General features: G+C 45.3%; 16 protein-coding genes and 1 pseudogene. 9 read left to right on the top strand and 8 right to left on the bottom strand.

The genetic code is table 11. The annotated features are described in order from the left end of the window. Positions 1–66: 66 nt before the first annotated feature. On the bottom strand, positions 67–1518 hold the full coding sequence (locus G451_RS0102485) for an alkaline phosphatase (protein WP_027183031.1): 1452 nt from the start codon (positions 1516–1518) through the stop codon (positions 67–69). Between the two features lie 368 nt (positions 1519–1886). Here G451_RS0102485 and G451_RS27100 point away from each other — a divergent pair, with 368 nt between their 5' ends. The 3 genes from G451_RS27100 (at position 1887) to G451_RS0102470 (ending at position 5912) form a co-directional block, all read left to right on the top strand. Beyond that, on the top strand, positions 1887–3533 hold the full coding sequence (locus tag G451_RS27100) for an EAL domain-containing protein (RefSeq protein ID WP_156921479.1): 1647 nt from the start codon (positions 1887–1889) through the stop codon (positions 3531–3533). A gap of 246 nt (positions 3534–3779) precedes the next feature. Further along, positions 3780–5267 (top strand): DUF362 domain-containing protein, encoded by a 1488-nt coding sequence (locus tag G451_RS0102475; protein WP_027183030.1) that lies wholly within the window; start codon positions 3780–3782, stop codon positions 5265–5267. 87 nt (positions 5268–5354) lie between these two features. Then, positions 5355–5912, top strand: coding sequence for an Hsp20/alpha crystallin family protein (locus G451_RS0102470; protein ID WP_027183029.1), 558 nt, complete (start codon positions 5355–5357; stop codon positions 5910–5912). An 80-nt stretch (positions 5913–5992) separates the two neighbouring features. Here the strand turns inward: G451_RS0102470 and G451_RS27095 are convergent, their stop codons facing one another. Together G451_RS27095 and G451_RS0102460 are read right to left on the bottom strand one after the other, a co-directional pair. Further along, positions 5993–8371 (bottom strand): methyl-accepting chemotaxis protein, encoded by a 2379-nt coding sequence (locus G451_RS27095; protein WP_051261054.1) that lies wholly within the window; start codon positions 8369–8371, stop codon positions 5993–5995. Between the two features lie 390 nt (positions 8372–8761). Then, positions 8762–9298 (bottom strand): hypothetical protein, encoded by a 537-nt coding sequence (locus tag G451_RS0102460; protein WP_027183028.1) that lies wholly within the window; start codon positions 9296–9298, stop codon positions 8762–8764. Positions 9299–9517: 219 nt separating this feature from the next. Here G451_RS0102460 and G451_RS0102455 point away from each other — a divergent pair, with 219 nt between their 5' ends. Then, complete coding sequence (locus G451_RS0102455) at positions 9518–12208, top strand: PAS domain-containing sensor histidine kinase (RefSeq protein ID WP_027183027.1); 2691 nt, start codon at positions 9518–9520, stop codon at positions 12206–12208. 163 nt (positions 12209–12371) lie between these two features. After that, positions 12372–13076, top strand: a complete 705-nt coding sequence (locus tag G451_RS0102450; protein WP_027183026.1) for a TVP38/TMEM64 family protein — start codon at positions 12372–12374, stop codon at positions 13074–13076. Between the two features lie 4 nt (positions 13077–13080). Here G451_RS0102450 and G451_RS0102445 read toward each other — a convergent pair whose 3' ends face one another. From G451_RS0102445 to G451_RS0102430, 4 genes are read right to left on the bottom strand one after another with little or no spacing between them, the layout of a single operon-like run. Continuing rightward, entirely contained in the window at positions 13081–13938 is an 858-nt protein-coding gene (locus G451_RS0102445; RefSeq protein WP_034640492.1) for a transglutaminase family protein, read from the bottom strand. Positions 13939–13940: 2 nt separating this feature from the next. After that, positions 13941–14705: a proteasome-type protease gene (locus tag G451_RS0102440; protein ID WP_027183024.1), complete on the bottom strand. Its 765-nt coding sequence runs from the start codon at positions 14703–14705 to the stop codon at positions 13941–13943. A gap of 13 nt (positions 14706–14718) precedes the next feature. Further along, positions 14719–15693, bottom strand: coding sequence for an alpha-E domain-containing protein (locus G451_RS0102435; protein ID WP_027183023.1), 975 nt, complete (start codon positions 15691–15693; stop codon positions 14719–14721). Between the two features lie 9 nt (positions 15694–15702). Continuing rightward, entirely contained in the window at positions 15703–17139 is a 1437-nt protein-coding gene (locus G451_RS0102430; RefSeq protein WP_342663744.1) for a circularly permuted type 2 ATP-grasp protein, read from the bottom strand. A 581-nt stretch (positions 17140–17720) separates the two neighbouring features. On the opposite strand from G451_RS0102430, the gene G451_RS0102425 reads away from it, so the two are divergent. The 4 genes from G451_RS0102425 (at position 17721) to G451_RS0102410 (ending at position 23043) form a co-directional block, all read left to right on the top strand. Further along, positions 17721–17912, top strand: a complete 192-nt coding sequence (locus G451_RS0102425) for a hypothetical protein (protein WP_027183021.1) — start codon at positions 17721–17723, stop codon at positions 17910–17912. A gap of 33 nt (positions 17913–17945) precedes the next feature. Next, the gene (locus tag G451_RS0102420) at positions 17946–19748 is read left to right on the top strand and encodes a M3 family oligoendopeptidase (RefSeq protein WP_027183020.1); all 1803 of its coding nucleotides are present in this window, start codon (positions 17946–17948) and stop codon (positions 19746–19748) included. Between the two features lie 749 nt (positions 19749–20497). Next, a complete protein-coding gene (locus G451_RS0102415; protein WP_027183019.1) occupies positions 20498–21760 on the top strand; it encodes an IS256 family transposase in 1263 nt (420 codons plus the stop codon). Between the two features lie 749 nt (positions 21761–22509). Next, positions 22510–23043 (top strand): dihydrofolate reductase family protein, encoded by a 534-nt coding sequence (locus G451_RS0102410; RefSeq protein WP_027183018.1) that lies wholly within the window; start codon positions 22510–22512, stop codon positions 23041–23043. Between the two features lie 287 nt (positions 23044–23330). Here the strand turns inward: G451_RS0102410 and G451_RS34915 are convergent. Beyond that, a pseudogene (locus G451_RS34915) lies at positions 23331–23887 on the bottom strand (IS3 family transposase); the annotation flags it as partial. Positions 23888–24062: the final 175 nt, after the last annotated feature.

Genomic DNA, 24062 nt, shown 5'->3' with positions numbered 1-24062 from the left:
GATTTTTCGCACAAAAAAACGGGACGGTGCAACACCGTCCCGTAAGTTTCTACGTCAGTTTCTACACTAATTAATGTACACGACTTCGGCTGAATGGCCCATGGAAGTCATGATCTTTTTCGCGATATCGGTGTTATCGTACGAACCATTGAAGCTCTCAGAACCAACACCCAAGGCCGAAGTCAGAATGGGCACACCGGTGTGAGAGTAAGAAGTCCAGGACAAGCCGGCTTTGCGGTTCAACAAATGCGTCAGCGTCACCGACAGCGGATCATACGAACCATACAAAAGATAGCTTTCTTCGCTGCCTTTTTCGGATTCGCCAGCCATGGAGCGAGCAAAGGCCTTTTCGATATCGGCAACTTCAAAATCTTTCAAAACCATGCGATCGGTTTTGGGGTCACCGGCAAACTTCAGGCCGAAGAATTCCGTTATGACCGGCTTGAGATCGTCAAGTTTACCGTCTTTGGCGTGAGTTTTTTTGTAGGGATCAAGAATATCCTGATCGAATTTGGTAAACGAACCCTTTTGATTTCCCAAAACACCGAAATCCGTGTCGTACTTCGTGCCAGCAAAACCCAAGGCCATCCCACCACATTCATGGTCGCCAGTGACAACAATCAGGGTTTCATCAGGATGCTTTTTGGAGAATTCAACAGCTTTGGCAATAGATTCATCAAACGCAATGTTGTCTTTAATTGCAGCGGCGGCGTCATTAGCGTGACATGCCCAGTCGATCTTGCCACCTTCAACCATCATGAAAAAGCCTTTGTCATTATCAAGCATTTCAATGGCTTTTCCCGTGAGCTCAGGCAAGGTGATGTCTTTATCGGTCATATCCATGGCATAGGGCAGAGCCTCAGAATCCTGAAGCCAGGAGTTTACCACAAAGACTCTACCGGACTCTTTGTTCAGCTTATTAAATTCTTCTTTTGAGTTCACATACTTATAGCCATTTTCTTTAGCTTTAGCCACGGCATCGCCCAAAGGCTTTTTGGATTTTTTCCCCGTGGGGTCAACCATGCCTCCACCACCGAAGAAGTCAAAACCGGAATTGGCCAGAGCCATGTCAATTTCATGGTACATTTTTCGGGTGGGAACGTGGGCATAAAACGCAGCCGGAGTGGCATGGTCGATGCTGACAGACGAAATAATGCCGACTTTCTTTCCGTCATCTTTGGCCATTTCAGCAACGGTTTTGAGAGGCTTCAGGTCGGCGTCCATACCGATATAGTTGATATTGGTCTTTTTACCCGAAGCAATGGCTGTGGCCGAAGCAGCCGAGCCAGTGATAAAACGGTTGTTGGCAGACGTGGTGGTAACACCTTGTGCAGGAAACGTGTCCATAACCATTTTTTTTCCGGTATAGGCTTCGGTCGCTGAACGCTGAGGAATACCCATCCCGTCACCAATGAACAAAAAAACATACTTCGCGTCTTTTGCCTGAGCAACTGTCGCGCACACAAGACATGCCAACAAAGCCATGCTGACGACGCTGAATCGTTTCAAAGTGTACATACTCTCCTCCACTAGGGTCGTATTGTTTTTTGTGTAAAATTTGTACAGGATCATCAATTCCAAAGCATGATGATTGAGCATGATTATGTCGCAAAACAGGGTCATCGTGTTGTCATTTCAACGACATCTGAAAGCTGTTCGCCTTTAAATATACTCTTCTCTTTTTATATCTCCTTTATTTTCCATGTTTTTATTATAAAAAACAATACTATCTATTATTAGTAGAGAATAAAGCAAACTTTCATAACACCATGAAACGATACAAATGTTGATTCTTCCAAACGATTGATATCCAATGTAAAGCATGCAAGAATTGTATATTGGTTTCTGTCAATATACGAGAACTGCACAAACTGGGATTATGCACCATGAAGACGACGCCAGTTCCGGCAGACACACTTCTTGTTCAAGCTTTCGACACGTGCCCATGGCCAATATTTATTTGCGGAAAGGGTTACTCCATTCTGCATGTCAATGATACGGCCCAAAATCTTGCTCGGGTGCTGAATAAAGCTGAAGAGGAACTTCTTCCTGAACATCATGCCATCAATATTGAAAATTGCCTCGCTGGGGAGGCGTGCTCGTCACCTCTGGAAGTTCGAATAGGCGACCATATATTGTCATGGACATATCGTGCACTGCCTGAACCCGGCAGTGTGGCGCTCTTTGGAATTGATATAACCGCCCGAAAGAAAACCGAAGCACGCTTGATCCTTCAGGCTACCCATGACATCCACACCGGTCTTCCCAACCGAACCCTGTTTCTTGATAGACTTGAGTATGCCATCAAACACGCGGCAGAACGGCAGACCTATCGTTTTGCTGTTCTCTATCTCGACATCGACCAGTTCAAACTCATTAATGATACACTTGGACATGGAGTCGGTGATGGAATTTTGAGTGAAGTTTCCGATCGTCTCAAATCATGTGTTGGGCCTGAAGACACGATTGCCCGCATTGGTGGTGACGAGTTCGGGATACTGCTCGATGGCATTCGTGATCTCATTGAACCCATCCATGTAGCGGACAGCATTCACGAAGAGTTGTCTGTTCCCGTTGTGCGTCAAGGCCAAGATATTTTTCTATCTGCATCAATCGGTATTGTCCTCAACTCCAAATTTCACGAAACGCCGGACAATATCCTGCGCGATGCCGACATGGCCATGTATCGGGCCAAAACCGATGGGAAATCGCGCTTTGCCATGTATGATGAATCCATGCAGAAACGCGCGCTGGAATTACTCACCTTGGGTTCCGATTTACGCCGCGCTTTGGAGCGCAACGAATTCTTTCTGCATTACCAGCCAATTATATCGTTACGCACACACAAACTGGCCGGACTCGAAGCATTGATTCGTTGGCAACATCCTACACAAGGGCTCATTTCCCCTGGACGATTCATCCCCATGGCTGAAGAATCCGGACTGATTATCGATATCGGGAATTGGGTACTACAAACCGCCTGTGACCAGGTTGGTGCCTGGAATACCACACTAGCCGAGCCCATCGACATCAGCGTCAACCTCTCTACCAAGCAATTTAATCAGCCCGATCTTGTCGGACACGTCAATTCTGTCCTCAATTCAAGCGGGCTCGCAGCGAAGAGGCTTAAACTAGAAGTGACTGAATCCATCATTATGGAAAACGCGACCAGCTCTGCTCAAACGTTGCTGGAACTCAAGGATATCGGCATAAAGCTCTCTGTTGACGACTTCGGTACCGGATACTCTTCGTTGGCGTATTTGCGCCAATTTCCGCTTGATACGCTCAAAATTGACCGATCGTTTGTTAACAAAATGGCATGGAGTGGAGCTGAATCCGAAATCGTCCGAGCCATTGTTCAGCTCGCACATGGTCTCAACCTCGATGTTGTTGCCGAAGGTGCGGAAACGCGAGAACAAGTCACGCTCCTCAATGCCTTGCAATGCGAATATGTTCAGGGATTCTATTTTGCCAAGCCTGCTCCTGCCGAAGAGATTGCAGAGCTCCTGCAAGAAGATAAAATATGGATATAAAATCATTTTCCATTGTTAAAATAATAAATATTCCCCATTCATAGAGCATAGCGATCTTATGTTATTAAACTGAAAATAGCATAGGAGAGTCTTTTTTTTCTGCTTTCTCTTTCCCTCTTTTGATTGTTTGTCTCACCATCATGAAAAAAATTGGATTTGGGAAAGATAATGCATGTATCCCCTTTTCCATTTGTTTTGAATGTCATATATACATTGTAATCTTTTTCTTCACAGGGAGGAGGTACTATGCTCCTTTCTCATTTTCGTTCCAAATGTCCCAAGTGCCACCGTAAAAAACTTCAATTAACACGCCGAGAATTTCTGGCGGCGGCATCAACAATTGTTGCCGGCAGTGTCCTTGGAGAACCTGAGTCGAGGGCGCAAACAGGTCCACTCCACCTCCCCTCCTGGACACATCCTGATGCCATTTCCGATGTCTTCGTCGCCACGGAATTACCGACACCACAATACAGCCTCGCAGGAGGATCCATCCCTGCGGGAGTTTCACGCGAAGCTGCTTTATCCGACGCTGGAATAGACACATTGATCAACCGTATGGAGAGGGAAGGAACACCGTTTTACCAAACAGCCAGCACCCCATCCGGCCTTATCCCATCCAACGGTGTGATTGTCATAAAGATCAATAACCAATGGGTTGGGCAAGGCAGTTCATCCGGCTTAGGACGCTTGAGCACCAACACCGATCTGCTCAAAGGATTGATCTGGCGTATTCTCAATCATCCCGACGGATTTTCCGGTGAAGTGGTTGTTGCCGAAAATACGCAGTTTGTTATTGATGATGTCTACGCCGTCACACCGGCCAATGCACATGACCAAGACCAGTCCATGGCGGACGTTATCACCGTATTCTCCAATCTTGGCTATCCCGTCTCCAGTATGGACTGGACGACACTCAACGACAATCTTCTCGTCTGCGGCACCCTGAACGCGGAACCAGCCAGTGCTGAATACGTGCACGGTAATACCGAGGATGGATATATTTTGCTCAGTGATGGGGAATTCAGCTATCCAGCGATCTACTCCTATCCGAAATTCCGCACACCAGGCGGACGATATATCAGCATGCGTCATGGACTCTGGAACGGCTCGACGTATACTTCAGACAGCGTCGTTCTCATCAATATGCCCGTCCTCAAAAAGCACTGCATGGCCGGGACAACGGCTGCCTGGAAAAACTTTATCGGGTTTGTCAGTTGCGCCAATGAAACAGATCGATTTTCAGACTGGGACACCATGCACGGCTACTTCTGGGGATATCAAAGCCTCGGCCCGACAAGTTACGGTCTCATCGGTCGTCAGTTTTCCCATATTCGTCAGCCCGATCTCACCATTCTCGACGCGGTGTGGGTAGCAACCATCGATAACTACAGTAGTTATGAAGCCATACAAACGAATATCGTCTGCGCCTCCACCGATCCTTTCGCATTGGACTGGTATGCTTCCGAATACATCGTTCGCCCCATAGTCCCTTGGGACGCAAATGATTCATCAATGGCACGTGCCGGCATTTTTCGACAGGCGAGTCTCTGCAATCAAAAATCGACGAAAAGTAGCTGGAATGGCGCATATCCATGGATAGATCTGGACGCAACGCACGGTAGCGAAACGCCTCTTGATGGGGAAAAAAACCAAATGAATATTTACCTTGCCTCTGCCAGCGCGCAAAATTTTCCCATTGCCATCCCCATACTGATTCTGGAGGATGAAGTATGACGAAATAGAGGGTTATTGACTGTGCACACGGTCGTTTTATTTTGCATGCATGGTCATCAATATAAACCAAGGAAAGGAGGTTGTTTTATGGACGTTTCCAAACTCAGCCCGTGGAATTGGTTCAAAAAGGAAGAGGCTCGCGACGAACAATCGCCTGTCCCGGCCAAGAACGCGGCACAACCAGTCTCATCTGTAGACAGATTGCATTCCGACATTGACCGATTGTTTGAAGACGCTTTTCGTGGACGATTCTTTTCTCCTGGACGGTTTCCGAGCCTGTTCGATACGGAAACCGAACAAGCCATGCTCAGGCCACATCTCGATATCGGAGGAACTGAAAAGGAATACGTTGTCACGGTCGAGCTGCCTGGCGTCAGCGACAAGGATATCACGGTCGAACTGCGCGGCGATGCGCTCATTATCCGTGGAGAAAAAAAGTACGAACATAAGGATGAAGACAAGAGCAAAGGATACTATCGCATGGAACGAAGCTATGGTTCATTCCAGCGTGTTCTTGCCCTGCCTGATGATGTCGATCCCGAATCCATTCAGGCCAGCCACAAAGACGGTATCCTCACGTTGACCATCGCCCGGACCCAACCAGCTCCATCCGACGTGAAGAAGATTGACGTTAATACGGCGTAATTCCGACTTTTTATCACGCTCTTTTCGCATACATCAAGGAATCCCGTTCCATAGAGCGGGATTCCTTTTCTCAAGATAGGCTATCTTGCGTTTTTGTGAGATGACGGCAAGGATTTCATCGTATGCGTTTCATTGCTATGGGTCATATCATGAGTGATTATGCCGAGTTCCATAGCCAATTCCGCCACATCTTGAACGGCTTTGGTCGATTCTTGCATAATCAGACTTGATTCCGTCGCAATACGATTAATCTCTTCCGTTGAAGCGTTGATCTGCTCACTGGCCGACGATTGTTCTTCCGATGCTGCGGCAATGGAATGCACCTGATCAGCCGCACTCTGCACCATCTCTACAATTTCAGACAAAAGACTTCGCGATGCATCGGCCAATGAAGTTGTGGCTACAATAGCCTCCACCGATTGTTCTGTGGCTTCGACATTTTCCCGGGCCGATGTCTGGATATCGGCAATGGCTTCATTGACCTGTTTGGTTGCTTCCATCGTCTTTTCCGCAAGTTTGCGGACTTCGTCGGCGACGACGGCAAAACCCCGACCGGTCTCTCCTGCGCGGGCAGCTTCAATAGCTGCATTCAGGGCAAGAAGATTCGTTTGGTCGGCAATATCACGAATAACGCCCAATACACTGCCAATAGACTCGGCCTTGTGTCCAAGTTCTTCCATGGATGTCTGCAACTGCGTGGCACCATGGTGGATTTGCACTATGGACGTCGTCATGCGGTTGACGGTTTCATCCCCTTCAAAGGCTTTATCTTTAGCGTCCATAACTCCCTGGGCAGCTTGTCCGGCATTTCTTGCCACTTCAAGAACAGTCGCATTCATTTGCTCCATGGCGGTCGCTGTTTCCGATACACGGTCGCGTTGAACCTGCGAACCATTGTTGGCTTCATCGATTTGGGCGTTAAGTTCATCGGCAGCAACGGACAGCCTACGGGCAACATCATCGGCACGAACTGCCGCGGCTTCAACGGATTGTCGTTGTTTTTCAGACTTTAACTGTCCTTTTCGAATTTCCGATACATCAAGCCAAAATGATATGGAGCCAAGCAACTCGTCATCAAGATCATAAAATGGCGTTGTGGTCACAGCGACGTGTTTCACAATTCCACTTGGCGTTGTGTATTCAAGCTCTGCAGACAACTGCTTCCGTTCTTTGATGGCTTTATCCGACAAGGTTTCCCTGGAAGGGTCGTTATAATAGAACTCCCCAGAAGACTGTCCGATATATTCTTGAGCCGATTTGGGTTTTTCAAGAAAATCAGCAATAGATTCGTTCGCCCAGACAATATTGAAATCGGGTCCGATAATGCCACATGGTACAGGTATTCCGTTGAGCACCCCCTGGGCGAAACCGAGTTTGTTTTTGATTTCATCCACCATGTAAATGATATTTTGGGCCAACACCGAGAGTTCACAAATAAACGTATTTTCGAGTGTTGTACCAAAATCACCGGATGCGATCTGTTGAGTGAAATGAACGATTGTATTCAGCGGTTTAATGATAAAAGTCCGGACAAAGAAAATAATAATGGTGCAGACAAGGAGTGCCATAATCATCCCGGCGCCGATGATCACTCCCTGTCCTTTTGTTGCCGAGGCTGAAAGTTCGTCGTCAAAAGCAGTCATTGAGACAATATATCCTGTTGCTGGAACATACGACATGGACATGATCTTCTTTTTGCCTTTCCAATCGTATTCAAGAACGCCATTCTTCATGGAGAGGGCTTTTTGTACGAATTCGAACGAAGCAACACTCTTGCGAATCAAATTTTTATCGACAGCATGTCCAATGACGTTTCCCTCTTTGTCCAGAATATATCCATATCCTGCTCCAGCCACCCGCACTGAATCCAAAAAACGAGACGTAAACGAATTCCAATCGAGAAAGATGGTCAAAATACCGAGTTGTTTGCCAGATTCATCTGATATCGGTGCAGAAATAGGCAACAGAGCGGATTTCTTCGAGTCCATAAAGAGAAGAGAGCTGGAAATGACTTCCCGGTTCTGATTGCGCGCGGTTGTGAACCAGGAAGCATTCTTCACATCAATATCTGAAAAATGAGTATTTGCGGTACTCACCGCCAATAATGGCTTTCCATCCAGCGACGACACAATGATCCCAGAGTATGTCACATCTGATGAGATTAAGGAGTTATATTCATATTCAAGACTTGGTTTGCTGGAATCATCTCCGGAAAGAATTTGAATAACCGCATGCTGAGCTGCCAATGTTGTTGCCAATGCTCGCGCACTCTCAAGAGTGTTTGATAACGCGAGAGCAATCCCATCACCTATTGTTTTCATGGATCGTGTTTCATTTTCAACGACAAGATTCTTTGTTGCCGTATTGACGTAATAAACAAGTCCTCCTGTACATAAAAAAATCGAAAAAAATACGATGAGAATGAGTCGAACGTTGATTTTCTCGGTAAAGCTGCCCATATACTCTCCTCAAATCCGATGTCGCGTTGTTCTCTCCAACTCTTGACATCAAACTCACTGTTGTCGGCGATAAATATGCTAAAGGGAAACAAGCTCTTCTCATAATGACATTTTTTGTCAATAAGAGACTGAATATCATATTCATTCACATGGGAAGCTGTCGCAACCTGAAAGATTTGGTATAACAATAAAACCAATACAATCCGGTTATATTGTGAAAAACGACAAGATAGCAGACAAAAAGAAAATCAATATGGTAACAATACTGTACACTCAACAATAAACATTAATAAAATTCATGCCACACAAAAAACAAGAACCCGACCATGGAAGATTCAGTAGAATCTTCCATGGTCGGGTTTCCATATTATAACACTCTATCGAGCTTATTTATTGCAGCTCGTCAAAGGCTTCGTCAGCCATCTTATGCAAAGGTATGCTGGTCTCCAATTCGGAAGGAATAAAATAGTACGCTATTTTCATGGACTGACCTTCTTTATTGTACTTCAATTTAATTTTGAGTAAATTGTCTTTAAATCGATAAATTTCGACATTTCCTTCCTGTGACTCCTCAGCTTGACCATATTTTTCTGTCAATTCATTGTACAAATCGGCCAATATTTTTGCAGATTTAACTTCCACATATACACTATACAACTTCCTATTTGTCACACCGTAAACGACTAGAGGAGTTGTATCACCAAGAGTATACGTCTCATCAGGATTTACAAAAAAATTAATACCATTTTTATGCTTGATTTTTGTCCAAGCAGACATATGTCGTGGAGTCTCTCCAAAGACATATCCATTGAACGTCTTTGGACCAGCAACCATATCCTGTGCATGTACCAATGACTTCATAAAAATTAACGCAATACACAGTACGACAAACACTGATGTTGTCTTTACAATCAATTTTTTCTCCATGGTACACTCCTTATGGCTCGTATCGATATTCTACTGAAACGATTGATCTCTTCCGCAAAAAACGTCAAATTATAAAAAAATAGTCGAGTTCAGCCCATGCTTCTCTTGGCTTTTCCTTGACGCACCGGTATCGTTTTTTATCTTGTATACAGTCTTTTCTTTTTTCGACTCCACAATCTTCCGTACCTCTTGGCAACATGAAACAACAGACAGGACGTCATGCACGAGCACGATATTGACTCCCCTCAACCCAAAACTCCTGAATATGAAGAGTTACGTCGTCGTGTTGCCGAATTGGAAACCGAAATCACTCGACTTCGTGCCGAGAATGTTCAATATGCCCCAACCAGCTTTCATTTATTCGATCACCTTCCTCTGGCCTGTCATAATCTTGATACAACTGGCCGCATTGTAAGTGTGAATGCAGCGTGGCTGGAACTGTTCGGCTATACCCGCTCCGACGTCATTGGTCAGCTTTTTCTTGATTTTCTTGATGAACAATCAATAGCGTTATTTAAAGATTCGTATTCTATCTTTCTCAAAGATGGTGTTGTCAACGATATCCAACTCATCATACGCCACAAAAACGGATCACTGGTCAGTGCGCTGTTTTCGATCCGCACATTTCCTGATGATGCGAAGGGCACTGTGTATTGCTATTGTGTCATGGAGGACATCACGTGTCAGGAAACAGTGTATGAAGCCCTCGCTGAGAGTCAAAACGCGTTTCGCGCATTACTCGATGCCACTGCCGACTATGCGGCACTTGTCGACACACAATACGATATCATTGCAGCCAATGCCAGTCTGGCACATCGCATGGGATTAACCCCAAAGCAGATGGAAGGTCACAATATTTTATCCTTTGTTCCTGCGGATGTGGTTTCTTCACGACTCCAACGACTCAACGCCGTTGTGCGGGAAAATGCGCCTGTTACTTTTTTTGATCAAACCCAAGGAAAACATTTCAAGCATGTGCTGTACCCTGTCGCCGATTTACGCGGTCAAGTCCGACAAATTGCTATTTACAGCCAAGATATTACAGAAATCAAACGGTCTGAAGAAGAGCAGACAAGAAGCGAACGTCGCCTTAAAGTTGCTCAAACCATGGCCCATATCGGCAGTTTTGAGTACGACCTGATTGCTGGTGAGAGTCTGTGGTCGGACGAGTTGTTCCGCATGCTCGGGAAGTCTCCAAGTGATCCAACGCCTTCTTTTGAAGATCTTCTACAATGTGTCCATCCTGAAGATCGAGAAATTGTAGACAATGCCTCGCGGCTTACTCGAAAACAGGGAGGATATTCCAATCTCGAACTGCGTTTTTTCACAAGTACCGGTGAATTACGCTACGGACGAAGCAGTGCCCGTGTGGAGTATGATGCTACAGGCAATCCCTCTCGAATAGAAGGGACGATTTTGGATATCACTCAGGAAAAACGTACTGAAAAAATTCTACGCGATGCCAAAAACCGGTATCGAACGTTCTTTGAGAACTCTCCCCTTGGTGTTTTTACAACTAATCTTGATGGTCGGTTTATTGAAGTCAATCAATGTCTTGCAAACATTCTTGGATATGAATCCCCTCGGCAGGTCGTCACTAAGATCAAAGACATCGCCCGAGAACTCTATGTCAATCCGTCACAACGCAAAGAGATTCTTAAACGCATTCGCCAAAATCCAGAATCTGTTTCCATAGAAGATCATTTTCGTCGAAAAAATGGAACATATTTCGTTGCCCGTATTCACATGACCATGCTCGAAGACCCTTCGGGAAGAGAATACCTCATGGGCATTGTGGAAGATATTACCAAGCGTAAAAAAGCCGAACGCAAATTGCGTCAGGCCGAAGAGCGCTACCATTCAATCTTCCTCAACGCTCCTGTCGGGATATATCAATCACTGCCTCGTGGTCGCTATCTCAATGTCAATCCCGAGTTTGCAACCATGCATGGATATGCTTCTCCAGCACAAATGGTGAAAGAAGTTAGCAATATTGCCACCCAACTTTACGATGACCCGAACCGGCGAGAAGAAATGGTTCAATTGATTGAAGACAACGATGAAGTGATCAATTTTGAAGTGTTGTCCAAACGTCGCGATGGTTCAGTCTTTTGGTCGTCGCGCAATGTTCGTGCTATGCGAGACAAGGACGGAAAAATTCGTCATTATAAAGGATTTGTCACCGATATTTCTCAGAAAAAAGAACTTGAAACACTCCGGGACGATGTTGAACGCATCACGCGTCATGATCTGAAAAGTCCACTCATTTCAACAATATCAGGACTCAAAGTCATTTCCCATTTCAAGGATACAACTCCAGATCAATTGGAAATCCTCAACGAACTTGAAAACACTTGCCAACGAATGCTGGCGATGATCAATTTTTCTCTGGATCTCTATAAAATGGAAACCGGTCGCTATGAACCGCATCTCAAACCTATTGATCTCGCTGCGTTCTTACGCTTCCTCTGCCCAGCCGTACTTCGCCCGCATCTCTCACGAGGTATTACCATTGAGTTCAACCTCAATCACCAGCCTCTCCCCACCGATGTTGTTATTTATGTTCAAGCAGAAGAACTTCTTTTATCGACTCTGATAGAAAATCTCATCAAAAACGCTGCCGAAGCTTCGCCGAACGACCATGCCATACGTATCAATATCATATTGGACGATCCAGTTCGCATCGATATTCATAACAAAGGCGCTGTCCCTCCGGAAATCCGGGATAGCTTCTTTGAAAAATATGTTACTGCTGGTAAGAAATTCGGAACTGGATTAGGGTCATATTCTGCAAAGCTCATTGTTCAAACCATGGGCGGAACCATTGATTTCAGTACCGACGAAAGCAGTACAACCCTCCATATCTGTCTTCAAGCAGCCAGCGCTCCCACAGCGACACCGGAAGCATAAATATAATTAATCAGATTCAATAGGTACAACGCACTGACCCAAAATATATTGTCCTCTGGCATTCCTCACATGAACTCGCCATATTCAGAAAGATAGAGTAACAAAAAACATCATTTTCGCGTCATGACGTCCAATCCCAATAAGACATACCAGGAGCAATTTCGTGATAACACTCCTTAAACGACTGGCCATTCTTACAGCGATCGGCGCCGTGCTCTATATCTTCTTTGCGTTTGATCTCGGTCAATACCTGACTCTTGATTATCTCAAATCATCCCAGCAACAGCTTGCCTCACTCTATGCTGAGAATACACTTGCCTTTCTCGGAGGATATTTCCTTATCTATGTCGTAGTCACAGCGCTGAGCTTGCCCGGTGCAGCGGTGATGAGTCTGGCCGGTGGAGCACTTTTTGGATTTTGGGTCGGCGTTGTCCTTGTCTCCTTTGCCAGTACCATTGGTGCAACCTGTGCCTGCTTTGTCGCTCGATATATCCTCGGCCAGACCGTTCAAGAACGATTTCCGGATAAACTTGTAAAAATTAATCAAGGAATTGAAAACGAAGGCGCCTTCTATCTCTTCACCTTGCGCCTTATTCCCATTTTTCCTTTTTTTGTCATCAATCTGGTTATGGGATTAACTAAAATGCCGCTCCTGACATTTTATTGGGTCTCTCAACTCGGCATGCTTCCAGGAACCGCCGTCTACATCAATGCTGGCAAAGAGCTTGGGCAAATCCAGTCCTTGGCGGACATTGTCTCACCGGGACTGCTCATCTCTTTTGCATTGCTGGGTCTGTTTCCACTTATTGCAAAAAAAATTGTGCAGTTTATTCGCACGAAAAGAGCTGGAATCGAGTACGAAAAGTGATCGTTTAGAACGTTCCTTCTTCCACTCGTTCTAAAACAACTTGATGGGTCAACGTGGAATGGGCATCCGTTCCGCGAAACGTTCCGAGAAGCGGTGCAGCTTGCATGGGATCGTGCGAAGCGGCCAGAGCAAGATGGTCGTCAGCGGCAACCAAGCCGTGCGTGGGATCAAATCCGAGCCACCCCGGACCAGGTAAAAAAACTTCGGCCCAGGCGTGAAGTTCATTGTAGGGCACATCCGGATCACCGGATTGGTATCCCGAGACAAAGCGTGCGGGAATACCGACAGCTCGACAGCAATCAACGAAAACGCAGGCCGTGTCACGACAGGCGCCTTTCTTTTCAGAAAGCACCTTTCTGGGTGACAAAATCCCTGGTTCATGACGCTCGATTTTTTCAAGATGCTCAAAAAGATACATATTGAGCTGAAGAAGGAAATCCAGACTACTCTGTACATTTCCTTGAATATCGTGCGCGAGTTCATCACTTGCAGTGCTATCAGCCCAGGCACGCGTCAAACAGGCGGATAAGCTTGCCGATTGCGCCGCAGAGAGTGCAACCGGTAAGCATTGACTGCGTTTTTCCAGCAAAAAACCAAAAGGATTAGTCCTTAAGGTTATGGCCTCGAAATGTGTTGAAATATCAAGATGATCATGGAATCCGTCAAACCACACCTGGATACAAGCGTTGCCTTCTTCGTCGAGACCGTCAAATCGACCGGCTGGAAGAGGATCGATATCAAGGTTGAACGCAACAAGACGTTGCGTCAAGTCCTGACGCGGTGTGAGCCGAATGAAGTGTGGCTCAAGAAACACCGGTCTGGAAAAATGATACTGTGTTGTATGCCGCGCGACGAAACGCACGTTTATTCCATCTCTTTATGTCTACCAGTTCGACGTGTGACAGCCTTGAGTTTAGCCGCGATATTTTCTACCCACTCCGATGGGAGTTCATTGACGCTACTCCGAAGTTGATTTTGCCACCAGGAAGAAATTTCAGCAAGATCAGTGGCCTCATACCGATGTTCGACGATTTCATGGCTGTGACGGGAATACAGGACGACATCAATGGGGAAATCCACATCCGATGCCGAAATACGGGTTGAATCAAAGGCAAGGCACCCGACTTTGAGAGCGAACTTGAGTGAGTCGGAATGCTTCAATGTCCGATCAAGCACGGGCTTGCCGTACCCACCTTCGCCAATAATATAATACGGCGTACCCTCTCCGACTTCGACCCAATTGCCTTCAGGATATATAAGAAACAATCTATGCTTGGAATCCCCGGTCAGTTGTCCACCAACCAAGGTATGGAGATTGAAATGCAAACCTCCAGCATTCAGATGTTCTCGATCTTCAATGGCCACACGGCGTAATTCCTCGGCAAGAAGATTGACCATTCTATAGAGCTTTTCCGGAGAATCCTCCATCTCCCCCAACCGCTCTTCAAAGTAGGTCAACATCTTGTCACGGACACTCCGCAATCCCGAAGTCATAATAAAAAACGCGCCAAATCCATTTTGATAGGCGCTTACTTTTCGGGCTGTTATCATCTCTGTTCCGGAGGTGATTCTCGTGTCGGCAATACCGACGAGCCCTTCATCGACTGTAATACCGAGGCAGAATGTCATGACACTGTATTTCTCACTGTTCCTGAGAGGAGTCAAGCAACGGTGAAGGTGAAAAAAACGTATCGGAAATAGCCGCGTCGATGTTGTTCATGCGCTTTTGAAGGTTGTCGGTAAATTCATGTAATCCATCGGCAATCACTTCCAGCGCAGAATGGAAGGAGAGTTCAGCCACAAGCAAGCCAAGTTTTTTTTCGGCTTCATTGGAGAAATGACCGACACGTGTTCCTGTAATCTCATGTAAGCAGTGTTGCGCTTCGCCAAGACAATGCAGAACACCCCGTGGAAATTCATGGTCAAACAGCAACAGCTCTACAACACGCTCCGGCTGAATCGGACCATAGAGATGACGGTATGCCTGAAAAGCCGACGCTGCTTTCAACAAAGCGCTCCATTGGATATGGTCAAGTGTTGTGTTCACGTCTTGTGCAGAAGGCAAAAGCAAAAAGTACTTCACATCGACCAAGCGCGATGTTTTATCGGCACGTTCTAACATACGGCCCATATTCAAAAAATTGAAAACTTCGTCCCGCGCCATACTTGATGACGTGATTCCGCCAAGCACAAACCCACGACGTTTGACTTCTGAGCAAAATGCAAACGGATTATTGACGACCTCATCGGAACGCGTCGCCGCACGTTCGACAAAATGATATAAGATATTGATTTCTTCCCACATTTCTGTCGGGATCATTTCGCGAATGGTTCGGGCATTTTCTCGAGCATAACGCATGCATGACCGAATGGAATTGGTATAATTCAAGTCGAACGTCATGAATTGAATGACGTTTTTTCGACTGGCCCGTTCATACAGTTTGTAAAATAACTCGCTATCACCCGTCGTGGACACCAGCGGTTCCCACTGTTCTCCATAATGATCCGGAGTATCCAAAGTCAAAAGCCAGTTCACATCAATAAATCGGGCTTGATTGAAAGCACGTTCAAGATATCGGCTCATCCAATAGACAGCGTCGGCCACACGTGAAAGCATGTTTCCTCCTCAGCGTGAAAGTACCCAGGTGTCTTTGCTCCCGCCCCCTTGGGACGAGTTGACGACCAGTGATCCTTTCTTCAGTGCTACCCGGGTTAACCCTCCGGGAATAACTCTGATGTCACTTCCATAAAGCACGTAGGGCCGCAAATCGACATGTCGGCCTTCAAAACCGTGATCGACAATAACCGGAACCCGAGAAAGCTGAACCGTGGGTTGTGCGATGTAATTTCTCGGTTTGGCCTTAATGCGTCGTGCAAACTCATCCTGTTCTTCTTGGGTGGAATGCGGGCCGACAAGCATGCCATATCCACCGGACTCGTTGGCTGCTTTGACCACGAGCCTATCAAGATTATCCAGGACAAAGGCACGATCGCTCTCACGCCAACACAGATATGTTGGTACGTTGGGAATAATCGCTTCTTCACCAAGATAATATTTTATAATCTCTGGGACATAGGCGTAGACAACTTTATCGTCGGCAACCCCGGTCCCCGGAGCGTTAACAAGTGTCACATTTCCTTTGCGGTACGCTTCCATAATGCCGGGAACACCGAGTAAGGAATCCGGACGAAACACTGTGGGATCAAGAAAATCTTCCCCAACACGACGGTAAATGACATCGACCCGTTCCAGACCGCGTGTGGTCCGCATGAATACCGTGTCATTTTCCACGATAAGGTCACGACCTTCCACAAGTTCGATACCGGTTTGTTGGGCGAGATATGAATGCTCGTAATACGCGGAATTATAGATACCTGGAGTCAATAATGCACATACCGGATGACTCACCCGAGCTGGCACGACATCATGAAGGGTTTGCAGCAAGTGGGCCGGATAATCTTCCACCGGACGGACTCCGGCAGCAGCAAACACCTGTGGGAAGGTTCGCTTGAGAATAAGTCGGTTGGCCATAACATATGACACACCGGACGGACTGCGAAGATTATCTTCCAGAACACAAAATTCTCCGGCATCGTTACGAACAATGTCGGTACCGGTAATATGGCACCATACTCCACCCGGAGGATCAATGCCCTGACACTGCTTAAAATAGCCCTCAGCAGTGTTAATCACATCGGCGGGAACAATACCGTCCGAGATAATCTTTTGGTCGTGATAGATATCGTCAATAAAGAGATTCAACGCATGAATGCGCTGCTTGAGTCCTCTATCAAGGCGTTCCCAATCAGCAGCCTCAATAATGCGCGGTACAATATCAAAAGGAAAAATTTTTTCCGTACCCTCGGTATGCCCATAGACCGTAAACGTGATCCCCATATCGAAAAAAGCCAGTTCGGCAGCTTCCTGCCGTGCCAGAATTTCATCCTGACTTAAACTTTCCAGCTTTTCTGCAAGCAATTTTGCCCCTGGTCGGGGAAGATTCGGCGCTTCGAACATTTCATCGTAATACGGTCCGATGTCGTAGTCCTTGAAGTTCATCATACACGATCACAGGTAAAAGTTTCTTAATCAATCCTACCAATACTTCTTCAAAATAATGCATCAATTTACAAAAAAGTACAATATCTTTCTTTGTAGTCATTATCGATGCCAATATCGTCTATATTTTATGCAATTATTCACAATATAACAAATTTGAATGGATACTCAAAGGCTCCGGTATGGCATCTCGAGCAGAACTTCCTCCATAAGAGAATTATATTCAGTATTTTCAAAATACTACGATAGTTATGATCATTTTTGTGGAAAATTTTGTCGAAAATGTGTGCGTTTTTTTGAGAAAACTCCTTTGAATCTTAAGAGATGTTCGTTCGTTCCTTATACGTCGATTGAATTGTCTAAAAAATAAATCATAAATTTAGTATGATAAAAACTTTTTCTACAAAGTGACGTCCCTAATAACATCTATTATTATTTTTATTAATAATTATTTCTTTTTGGGAACACGCATAAAAAATTTCACGCGCCTGGTCGGATTGACAGGTCGTAGACAGGTTCGTAGACAAAAAATCAGTGCAAAGTGCATCAGTGCTCTTTTGTCGGAAAACCAAAGGAGATATGACATGGCTCAATTCAGTGACATGATCACTATTCGCGGCGAAGAATATGAATTTGATTCCGAAATGAAGGTCGTCAGGGTGTATTGTGAAAACTGCGGCCACGCGAACGAAATCGAATGTGAGGAAGTGGATGGAGAGCTGACGTTTTTCAGTTTTTCCTGCGAAAATTGCGGATATTTCAACGAATTCAATTAACTGAAGTTTTTCAAAGGGAGATGTGTCAGGCACATGGAATTAAATACGCACGCCAATTGGGATATGACCGTGTTTTTTCCTGAATTTGGAGGGAAAGAACATCTTGATTTTACTGATAAAATGGAATCAGATCTCAATGAGTTGGCCCTTTTGACGGCCGAACTCAAACCCATAGGTCCTGAGACTGCTGAGGCATGGGTTGAGGCTATCCTACGTATTGAAAAGATTATTGCCGACCGAACGCATTTGGGGTGCTATCTTCACTGTCTGGCTGCAGCTGACGCCCAAAATGAGCAGTATGCCGCTGCCATTGCAAACCTTTCTCGCACAGGTGCGTTGTTTTCCAAAGCTTTGGCACCGGTTGATGCATTATTAAAGAAAGTCGATGATGATGATTTTGAGGCATTGCTTTCTCGTCGAGCACTTGATTCCGCTCGGTATTATCTTGAACGATCACGGCAAGAAGCAAAATGGACGATGAGCGCAGAACTCGAGAAACTTGCCGCTGACCTCATGGTTGACGGTCTGAGTGCCTGGAGTCGTCTGTACGATAATGTCAGCAGTAAACTCACTTTTACCATGCCGGGCAAAGACGGACCTGAAACGGTTCCTATGGCTCAGAAACGCAGCCTTCTAGATGATCCTGATCCGATTGTCCGTAAAAATGCGCTCGTCAATTCGAATGCCGCCTGGGATGAAGTCTGCCACGTCGCCGCTGCCAGTCTGAATGCGATTGCCGGAACACGTCTGACCTTATATGACCGTCGGGGCGTTCCTCACTTTCTTGATCAAGCCGCATTCGATGCAGCTACGACGCGAAAAACCATTGATGCCATGTGGCGTGCTGTTGATAAATTCCGGGATATCCCACACACCTTTCTGAAACAAAAAGCCAAACTCATCGGGCGTGACAGACTTGGCTTTCAGGACATCAGCTGTCCGCTTCCCGGTCCGACAAGGACACGATACTCATGGTCAGAAGGGGCTCATTTCGTCCAGAGCGCATTTGATCAACGTTATCCGGCTCTAGGTACATTCGTTCGTGAAATCTTCGCTCAGAGAGGCGTAGAGAGCGAAAAGCGTCCAGGAAAACGGCCTGGAGCATTTTGTTCCACTTCATATAAACATCCATTTTCTCGCGTCTTCATGACCTTTGGTGGAAGCTTGAACGACATTCAAACATTAGCCCATGAGTTGGGTCATGCCTGGCATGGGTATTTGTTGCGCGATGTCCGTCCACTGTCTCGTATGTATCCCATGACACTGGCGGAAACAGCCAGTACATTTGCTGAATCAATTCTTCAGGAAGCCCTTATAAACCAAGCGCCGGATAACGAAGAAGGCAAAGCCATACGGCGCAGTATTGTCACAGCTCGTCTCAACGATGCGGCTATCTTTACCTGCGATATTCATATGCGTTATCTTTTTGAAAAATCTTTTTACGAAGAACGCAAAGCTGGTCAGGTAAGCCCTACACGTCTCAAAGAATTGATGTTGGAAGCGCAAGAAACGTGCTTTGGGGACACCCTTGATCCCAACGAACTTGACCCCTTGTTTTGGGCTTCGAAATTGCATTTTTATATCTCCGGTGTCAGTTTTTATAATTTTCCTTACACGTTTGGCTTTTTATTAAGCCGTGCCATCACGAGTCTCGCTCAAAAATCGGGATCAGAATTCTTTAACAAGTATGAATACTTCTTAAGCCTTACTGGCCAGCGGACATGCGAACAAGCCGTGTCTGAAGCCTTCAACATGGATATCAGTTATGAAGCCTTCTGGGCACAAGCCTTGGAAACCATACAACACGATATGGATGTCTTCGACGCGACAGTATAATCACCTACGTCTTTTTTTCATGCATCGCTGATCCCCACATCCTTGCGGTGCTTCTCGCTTTCACACTGCACAAAAGGCCCTTGGGAAATATTACCAAGGGCCTTTGTCGTGCAAACCTGATTTTCGCTGTTGGTTGATAGAAGAGCTGTATCGTTCAAAAGAGGATGACATCCTGAATGGCTGGTGAGGTTGATGTCTTTTCCAGGTGACTTCGGTTTTGTCTTGAGGTTTGGCGACCGTATTCCCTCTTCCCGTGACAGGAGCATCACTATGCTGAATTGAATGGTTCATGGAAGATTTTTAACCACTTTTTTTTCAGGTTCAGTTCAGGATTCAAGAAAATTCAACGGTGGTTTGAGAAGAAGAAAGTAAATAAAATAAGAAAGTATAAATTTGTTATGATTATTATAGTCTGTCGTTATGTTCTTTTTAAGTGTAACTATTGAATTTTTAAATGAAAAAAATTGATATAAATTCGAACAGAACACCAACAAACGCACATCTCTTGTCTTTTCGCCCTCTTGTTAGCTCTTTCGAACATGGAAGAAACAGAAATCTTCAACAGGCTATTCATAACTATACTATCTCTTTGAATTTATTATTTTTTTATAAAGCCAATACCATTTGGGTATACATCTGCATTCCAGAGAGTTATACCCAAAAGTGGTGTTTGAAGAGGTAGGAGGGGTGACGTACCCTGTCGGGTGAGAATCCACGATGGAAACCGACAAACTGGAGGTACGTCCCCCATGAGCAAGGATAGTATTTCGATCTTTGAGGAGCAAGCTGCAAAGCGGGATATGTTGACAGAATTGGCTCGGCAAGGAGCAATGCAGATTTTGGCGCAAGCTCTTGAAATCGAAGTTCAAGAACTATTGGAACGTGTTGCTCAGCCTCTCGCTGACGGTAAAAAGGGCGTTGTCCGAAACGGTTATCTCCCTGAACGTGATATTCTTACTGGAGCGGGTCCGGTCCCCGTGAAGGTGCCGAAGGTTCGCGACAGAACTGGCAACGGGATCAAATTCACTTCCAAACTTGTTCCGCCGTATCTGAAGCGTACGGAGAGCATCGAAGATTTTTTACCTTTGCTGTATCTGCACGGCATTTCCACCGGCGATTTTAAAAAGGTTTTGACGGCATTGTTCGGAGATAAAGCGCAAGGGTTGTCTTCAAGCAGTATCGGCCGATTGAAGCAACAATGGCAGGATGAACATCAGGAATGGAACAAGCGTTCCTTGAAGGGGCACCATTACATCTATATTTGGGCTGACGGCGTGTACTTCAATATTCGGGCTGATGATGACCGCCAATGCATCCTTGTGGTCATTGGCGCTACGACGGATGGTCGCAAAGAGCTTCTTGCCGTGGAAGACGGGTTCCGTGAATCCGAGCAAAGCTGGTACGAATTGCTCGTTGATCTCAAAACTCGTGGTCTAGAAATCCCTCCCAGCCTGGCTATTGCAGACGGTGCCCTCGGTTTTTGGGCGGCATTGCGTAAACTCTTTCCTGGAACCAAGCAGCAACGCTGTTGGGTTCACAAAACGGCCAATGTTCTCAATAAGCTGCCTAAATCCATTCAAAAGAAAGCCAAGGCCGGTTTGCATGAAATCTGGATGGCCGCAACGCACGAGGAGGCGAACAAGGCTTTCGATTTGTTTCTCAAAAAGTACGAAGCCAAATATCCCAAGGCTGCTCAATGTCTCAAAAAGGACAGAGAAGAACTCTTGATCTTCTATGATTTTCCAGCGGAACACTGGGCGCACATCCGGACGACCAACCCGATTGAATCGACCTTTGCCACAGTTCGATTACGGACGAGTAAAACCAGAGGCTGTGTTTCGAGGGATACGATCCGGGCAATGGTCTTCAAGCTGGTTCAATCCGCACAACAAAGCTGGCGCCGATTACGCGGATATAAACTGCTCGACAAACTGATCACTGGTACGAAATTCGTCAACGGCGAAGAAGTCTTGGCTGAGGACATGGATGAATCTGGCAGGGAAGCCGCCTGACCACAAACACCACATTTGACTATAACTCCATTCCAGACATGATTTCTCCTCACAGACATCAAGGCTTTTAACTCGCTCAGTAGCTTCATGTTGAGCAATCGCCCTCTCCGTGATCGCCATAATTTCATCTTGAGACATCTCGTCCTCTTTCAATTCCTGAATTCACTGTCTGGGCATGATGTAAACTACCACCCACACCAAAATTTTCCTTTTGTAATCAATCGGTTACAAAGGTGTAAAATTAAAATAGTAACAGAATAGTAACCATAGCTCTCAAAATAGGGTGAAAAAACACTGATTTGCTACTATTTTTGCTACTAAAATTTTTAGTAGCAAACCCATCCACCCCCCCTTAAAAATTTATGTTTTTAAGGGGGTTTTTCTTTGTCTAAAAGGTTTGGCATACCACCCAAATTTGAGTATATAGGGGCTGATTTTTCAGTAGTAGCAAAATTAGTAGCATTTTCTGAAGTTTTGCTCAGAATTCTCTGTTTCTTTCCAAAATTGATTACAGATTAGGGTTAAAGCCCCCCTATTTGAACGGATTATCGGTACACCACTACCACTTCCTCATCATTGATGATTTCTCTTTAATGTTAACCAAATTCAGTCAGAGTTGGGCATATTTATGGATGATAAATATTGCTGAAAAAATCAGCAAAAGATCAAAATAGAAATGGTAAAATATACAGTAACGACATCAGATGATAGTAATCGATAAATCAATATATCTAATATGAAGGTTTAATATGTCGAACAAAATTTATATTGCTGTGAGTTTAGATGGGTATATAGCAGACAAAAACTCTTCGGTTGATTGGCTGAATGCAGTACCAATGGATGATGAAAGTCAATCTAATTTTAACAATTTTATGGATAGTATCGATTGCTTAGTAATGGGACGAAATACTTTTGATACAGTAAAAGGATTTGGTGGGGATTGGCCTTATTCAAAAAAAGTATTTGTTGTCAGTAATTCAATGAAAACAATTCCAAACGAATATGAAGATAAAATTGAACTGATTAATGGAAATCCTACAGATATTGTTAAGTCGCTAAATAACAAAGGTTACAATGACTTATACATAGACGGTGGAAAAACAATTCAAAATTTTTTAGAAGAAGATTTAATTGATGAGATGATAATTGCTACTATTCCAATCTTATTGGGTGGTGGTAAATCATTATTCGGAGAATTAACCACTTCAAAAGAGTTCCAACTTATCGATACAAAAGTTGTATCAGATATGTACACCCAAACTCATTATAAAAGAAAAAATTAATAACTTTAATCTTCAACGGAATTCATCAACATATTGATTTGCTGAGATAGCTTCTCTGATTCTGCTCTTTCAAAATTTATCACAGCACCAACCACCAAATGGGATTTCTGGCCTCCCCCCCATCTTTAAACCACCGACCGGCAAAATTAAGGTAGGATCTGCAGGTCTATGTTGATCTTCTTTTGGGGCTTCTTATCTTTCTTCTTGCCGTCATCGTGGAGCGGAGCCCGTCCCCGACAGGGGCAGCCCGAAGGGCTGAAGGCGGAGCGGAACGATGGCGGCGGCATTCAATTCGGTCTAATAGCCTCCGTGAATACTTCAGCCGGTGTCCTTTTGTCCAAGGAAGAATACTTTCGTTCCTCATTGTAGTATTTAAAATAACGCCCAAGTCCTTTGTAAAGCGACGCCCCATTCGAATAGGCTCGCGGGTAGACATCCTCGTATTTCACTGTCCACTACAGCCGCTCCACAAAAACATTATCCAGCGCCCTGCCTTTGCCGTCCATGCTGTGATGGCAATTTCATTTTGCAGCAATACGCTTGTGAATTCATGACTTGTAAACTGCGCTCTCTGATCTGTATTGAAGACCTCCGGCCTGCCGAATCCCAGGGCACGGTCCAGCGCTGAAACACAAAATGAGCTCTCCATCGTGTTGGAAAGCTCCCAAGCAAGTACATACCGACTCCACCAGTCAATCACCGCTGTCAGATACAAGAAACCGCGCTCCATCGGGATATACGTAATATCTGCACTCCAAACCTGATTAACCCGCTCTATCTCCACATCCCTCAGCAAGTAGGGATAGATGGGGTGGCTGGACGACGGTTTGCTCGTATGCGGCCCATTGTCATACGTCCTTTGTTATCTGTTTCAGGACGCAGATTCCACCTTAACGGGTGGTCCTAATTTTGGAGGGAAGCGCAACTATGCTGAATTGAATGGTTCATGGAAGATTTTCAACCACTTTTTTTTCAGGTTCAGTTCAGGATTCAAGAAAATTCAACGGTGGTTTGAGAAG

Origin of the sequence: Desulfovibrio inopinatus DSM 10711, assembly GCF_000429305.1 — a bacterium.
GTDB classification, from domain to species: domain Bacteria; phylum Desulfobacterota; class Desulfovibrionia; order Desulfovibrionales; family Desulfovibrionaceae; genus Alteridesulfovibrio; species Alteridesulfovibrio inopinatus.
This window is presented reverse-complemented; position numbering and strand designations above follow the sequence as displayed.

What these genes read in the sequence shown, in the direction of transcription:
- G451_RS0102485 (WP_027183031.1), bottom strand. Translation starts at nt 1,518, where the DNA reads ATGTACACTTTGAAACGATTCAGCGTCGTCAGCATGGCTTTGTTGGCA.
- G451_RS0102410 (WP_027183018.1), top strand. Translation starts at nt 22,510, where the DNA reads ATGTCGAACAAAATTTATATTGCTGTGAGTTTAGATGGGTATATAGCA.
- G451_RS0102435 (WP_027183023.1), bottom strand. Translation starts at nt 15,693, where the DNA reads ATGCTTTCACGTGTGGCCGACGCTGTCTATTGGATGAGCCGATATCTT.
- G451_RS27100 (WP_156921479.1), top strand. Translation starts at nt 1,887, where the DNA reads ATGAAGACGACGCCAGTTCCGGCAGACACACTTCTTGTTCAAGCTTTC.
- G451_RS0102470 (WP_027183029.1), top strand. Translation starts at nt 5,355, where the DNA reads ATGGACGTTTCCAAACTCAGCCCGTGGAATTGGTTCAAAAAGGAAGAG.
- G451_RS0102425 (WP_027183021.1), top strand. Translation starts at nt 17,721, where the DNA reads ATGGCTCAATTCAGTGACATGATCACTATTCGCGGCGAAGAATATGAA.
- G451_RS0102415 (WP_027183019.1), top strand. Translation starts at nt 20,498, where the DNA reads ATGAGCAAGGATAGTATTTCGATCTTTGAGGAGCAAGCTGCAAAGCGG.
- G451_RS0102430 (WP_342663744.1), bottom strand. Translation starts at nt 17,139, where the DNA reads ATGATGAACTTCAAGGACTACGACATCGGACCGTATTACGATGAAATG.
- G451_RS0102455 (WP_027183027.1), top strand. Translation starts at nt 9,518, where the DNA reads ATGCACGAGCACGATATTGACTCCCCTCAACCCAAAACTCCTGAATAT.
- G451_RS0102440 (WP_027183024.1), bottom strand. Translation starts at nt 14,705, where the DNA reads ATGACATTCTGCCTCGGTATTACAGTCGATGAAGGGCTCGTCGGTATT.
- G451_RS27095 (WP_051261054.1), bottom strand. Translation starts at nt 8,371, where the DNA reads ATGGGCAGCTTTACCGAGAAAATCAACGTTCGACTCATTCTCATCGTA.
- G451_RS0102475 (WP_027183030.1), top strand. Translation starts at nt 3,780, where the DNA reads ATGCTCCTTTCTCATTTTCGTTCCAAATGTCCCAAGTGCCACCGTAAA.
- G451_RS0102420 (WP_027183020.1), top strand. Translation starts at nt 17,946, where the DNA reads ATGGAATTAAATACGCACGCCAATTGGGATATGACCGTGTTTTTTCCT.
- G451_RS0102460 (WP_027183028.1), bottom strand. Translation starts at nt 9,298, where the DNA reads ATGGAGAAAAAATTGATTGTAAAGACAACATCAGTGTTTGTCGTACTG.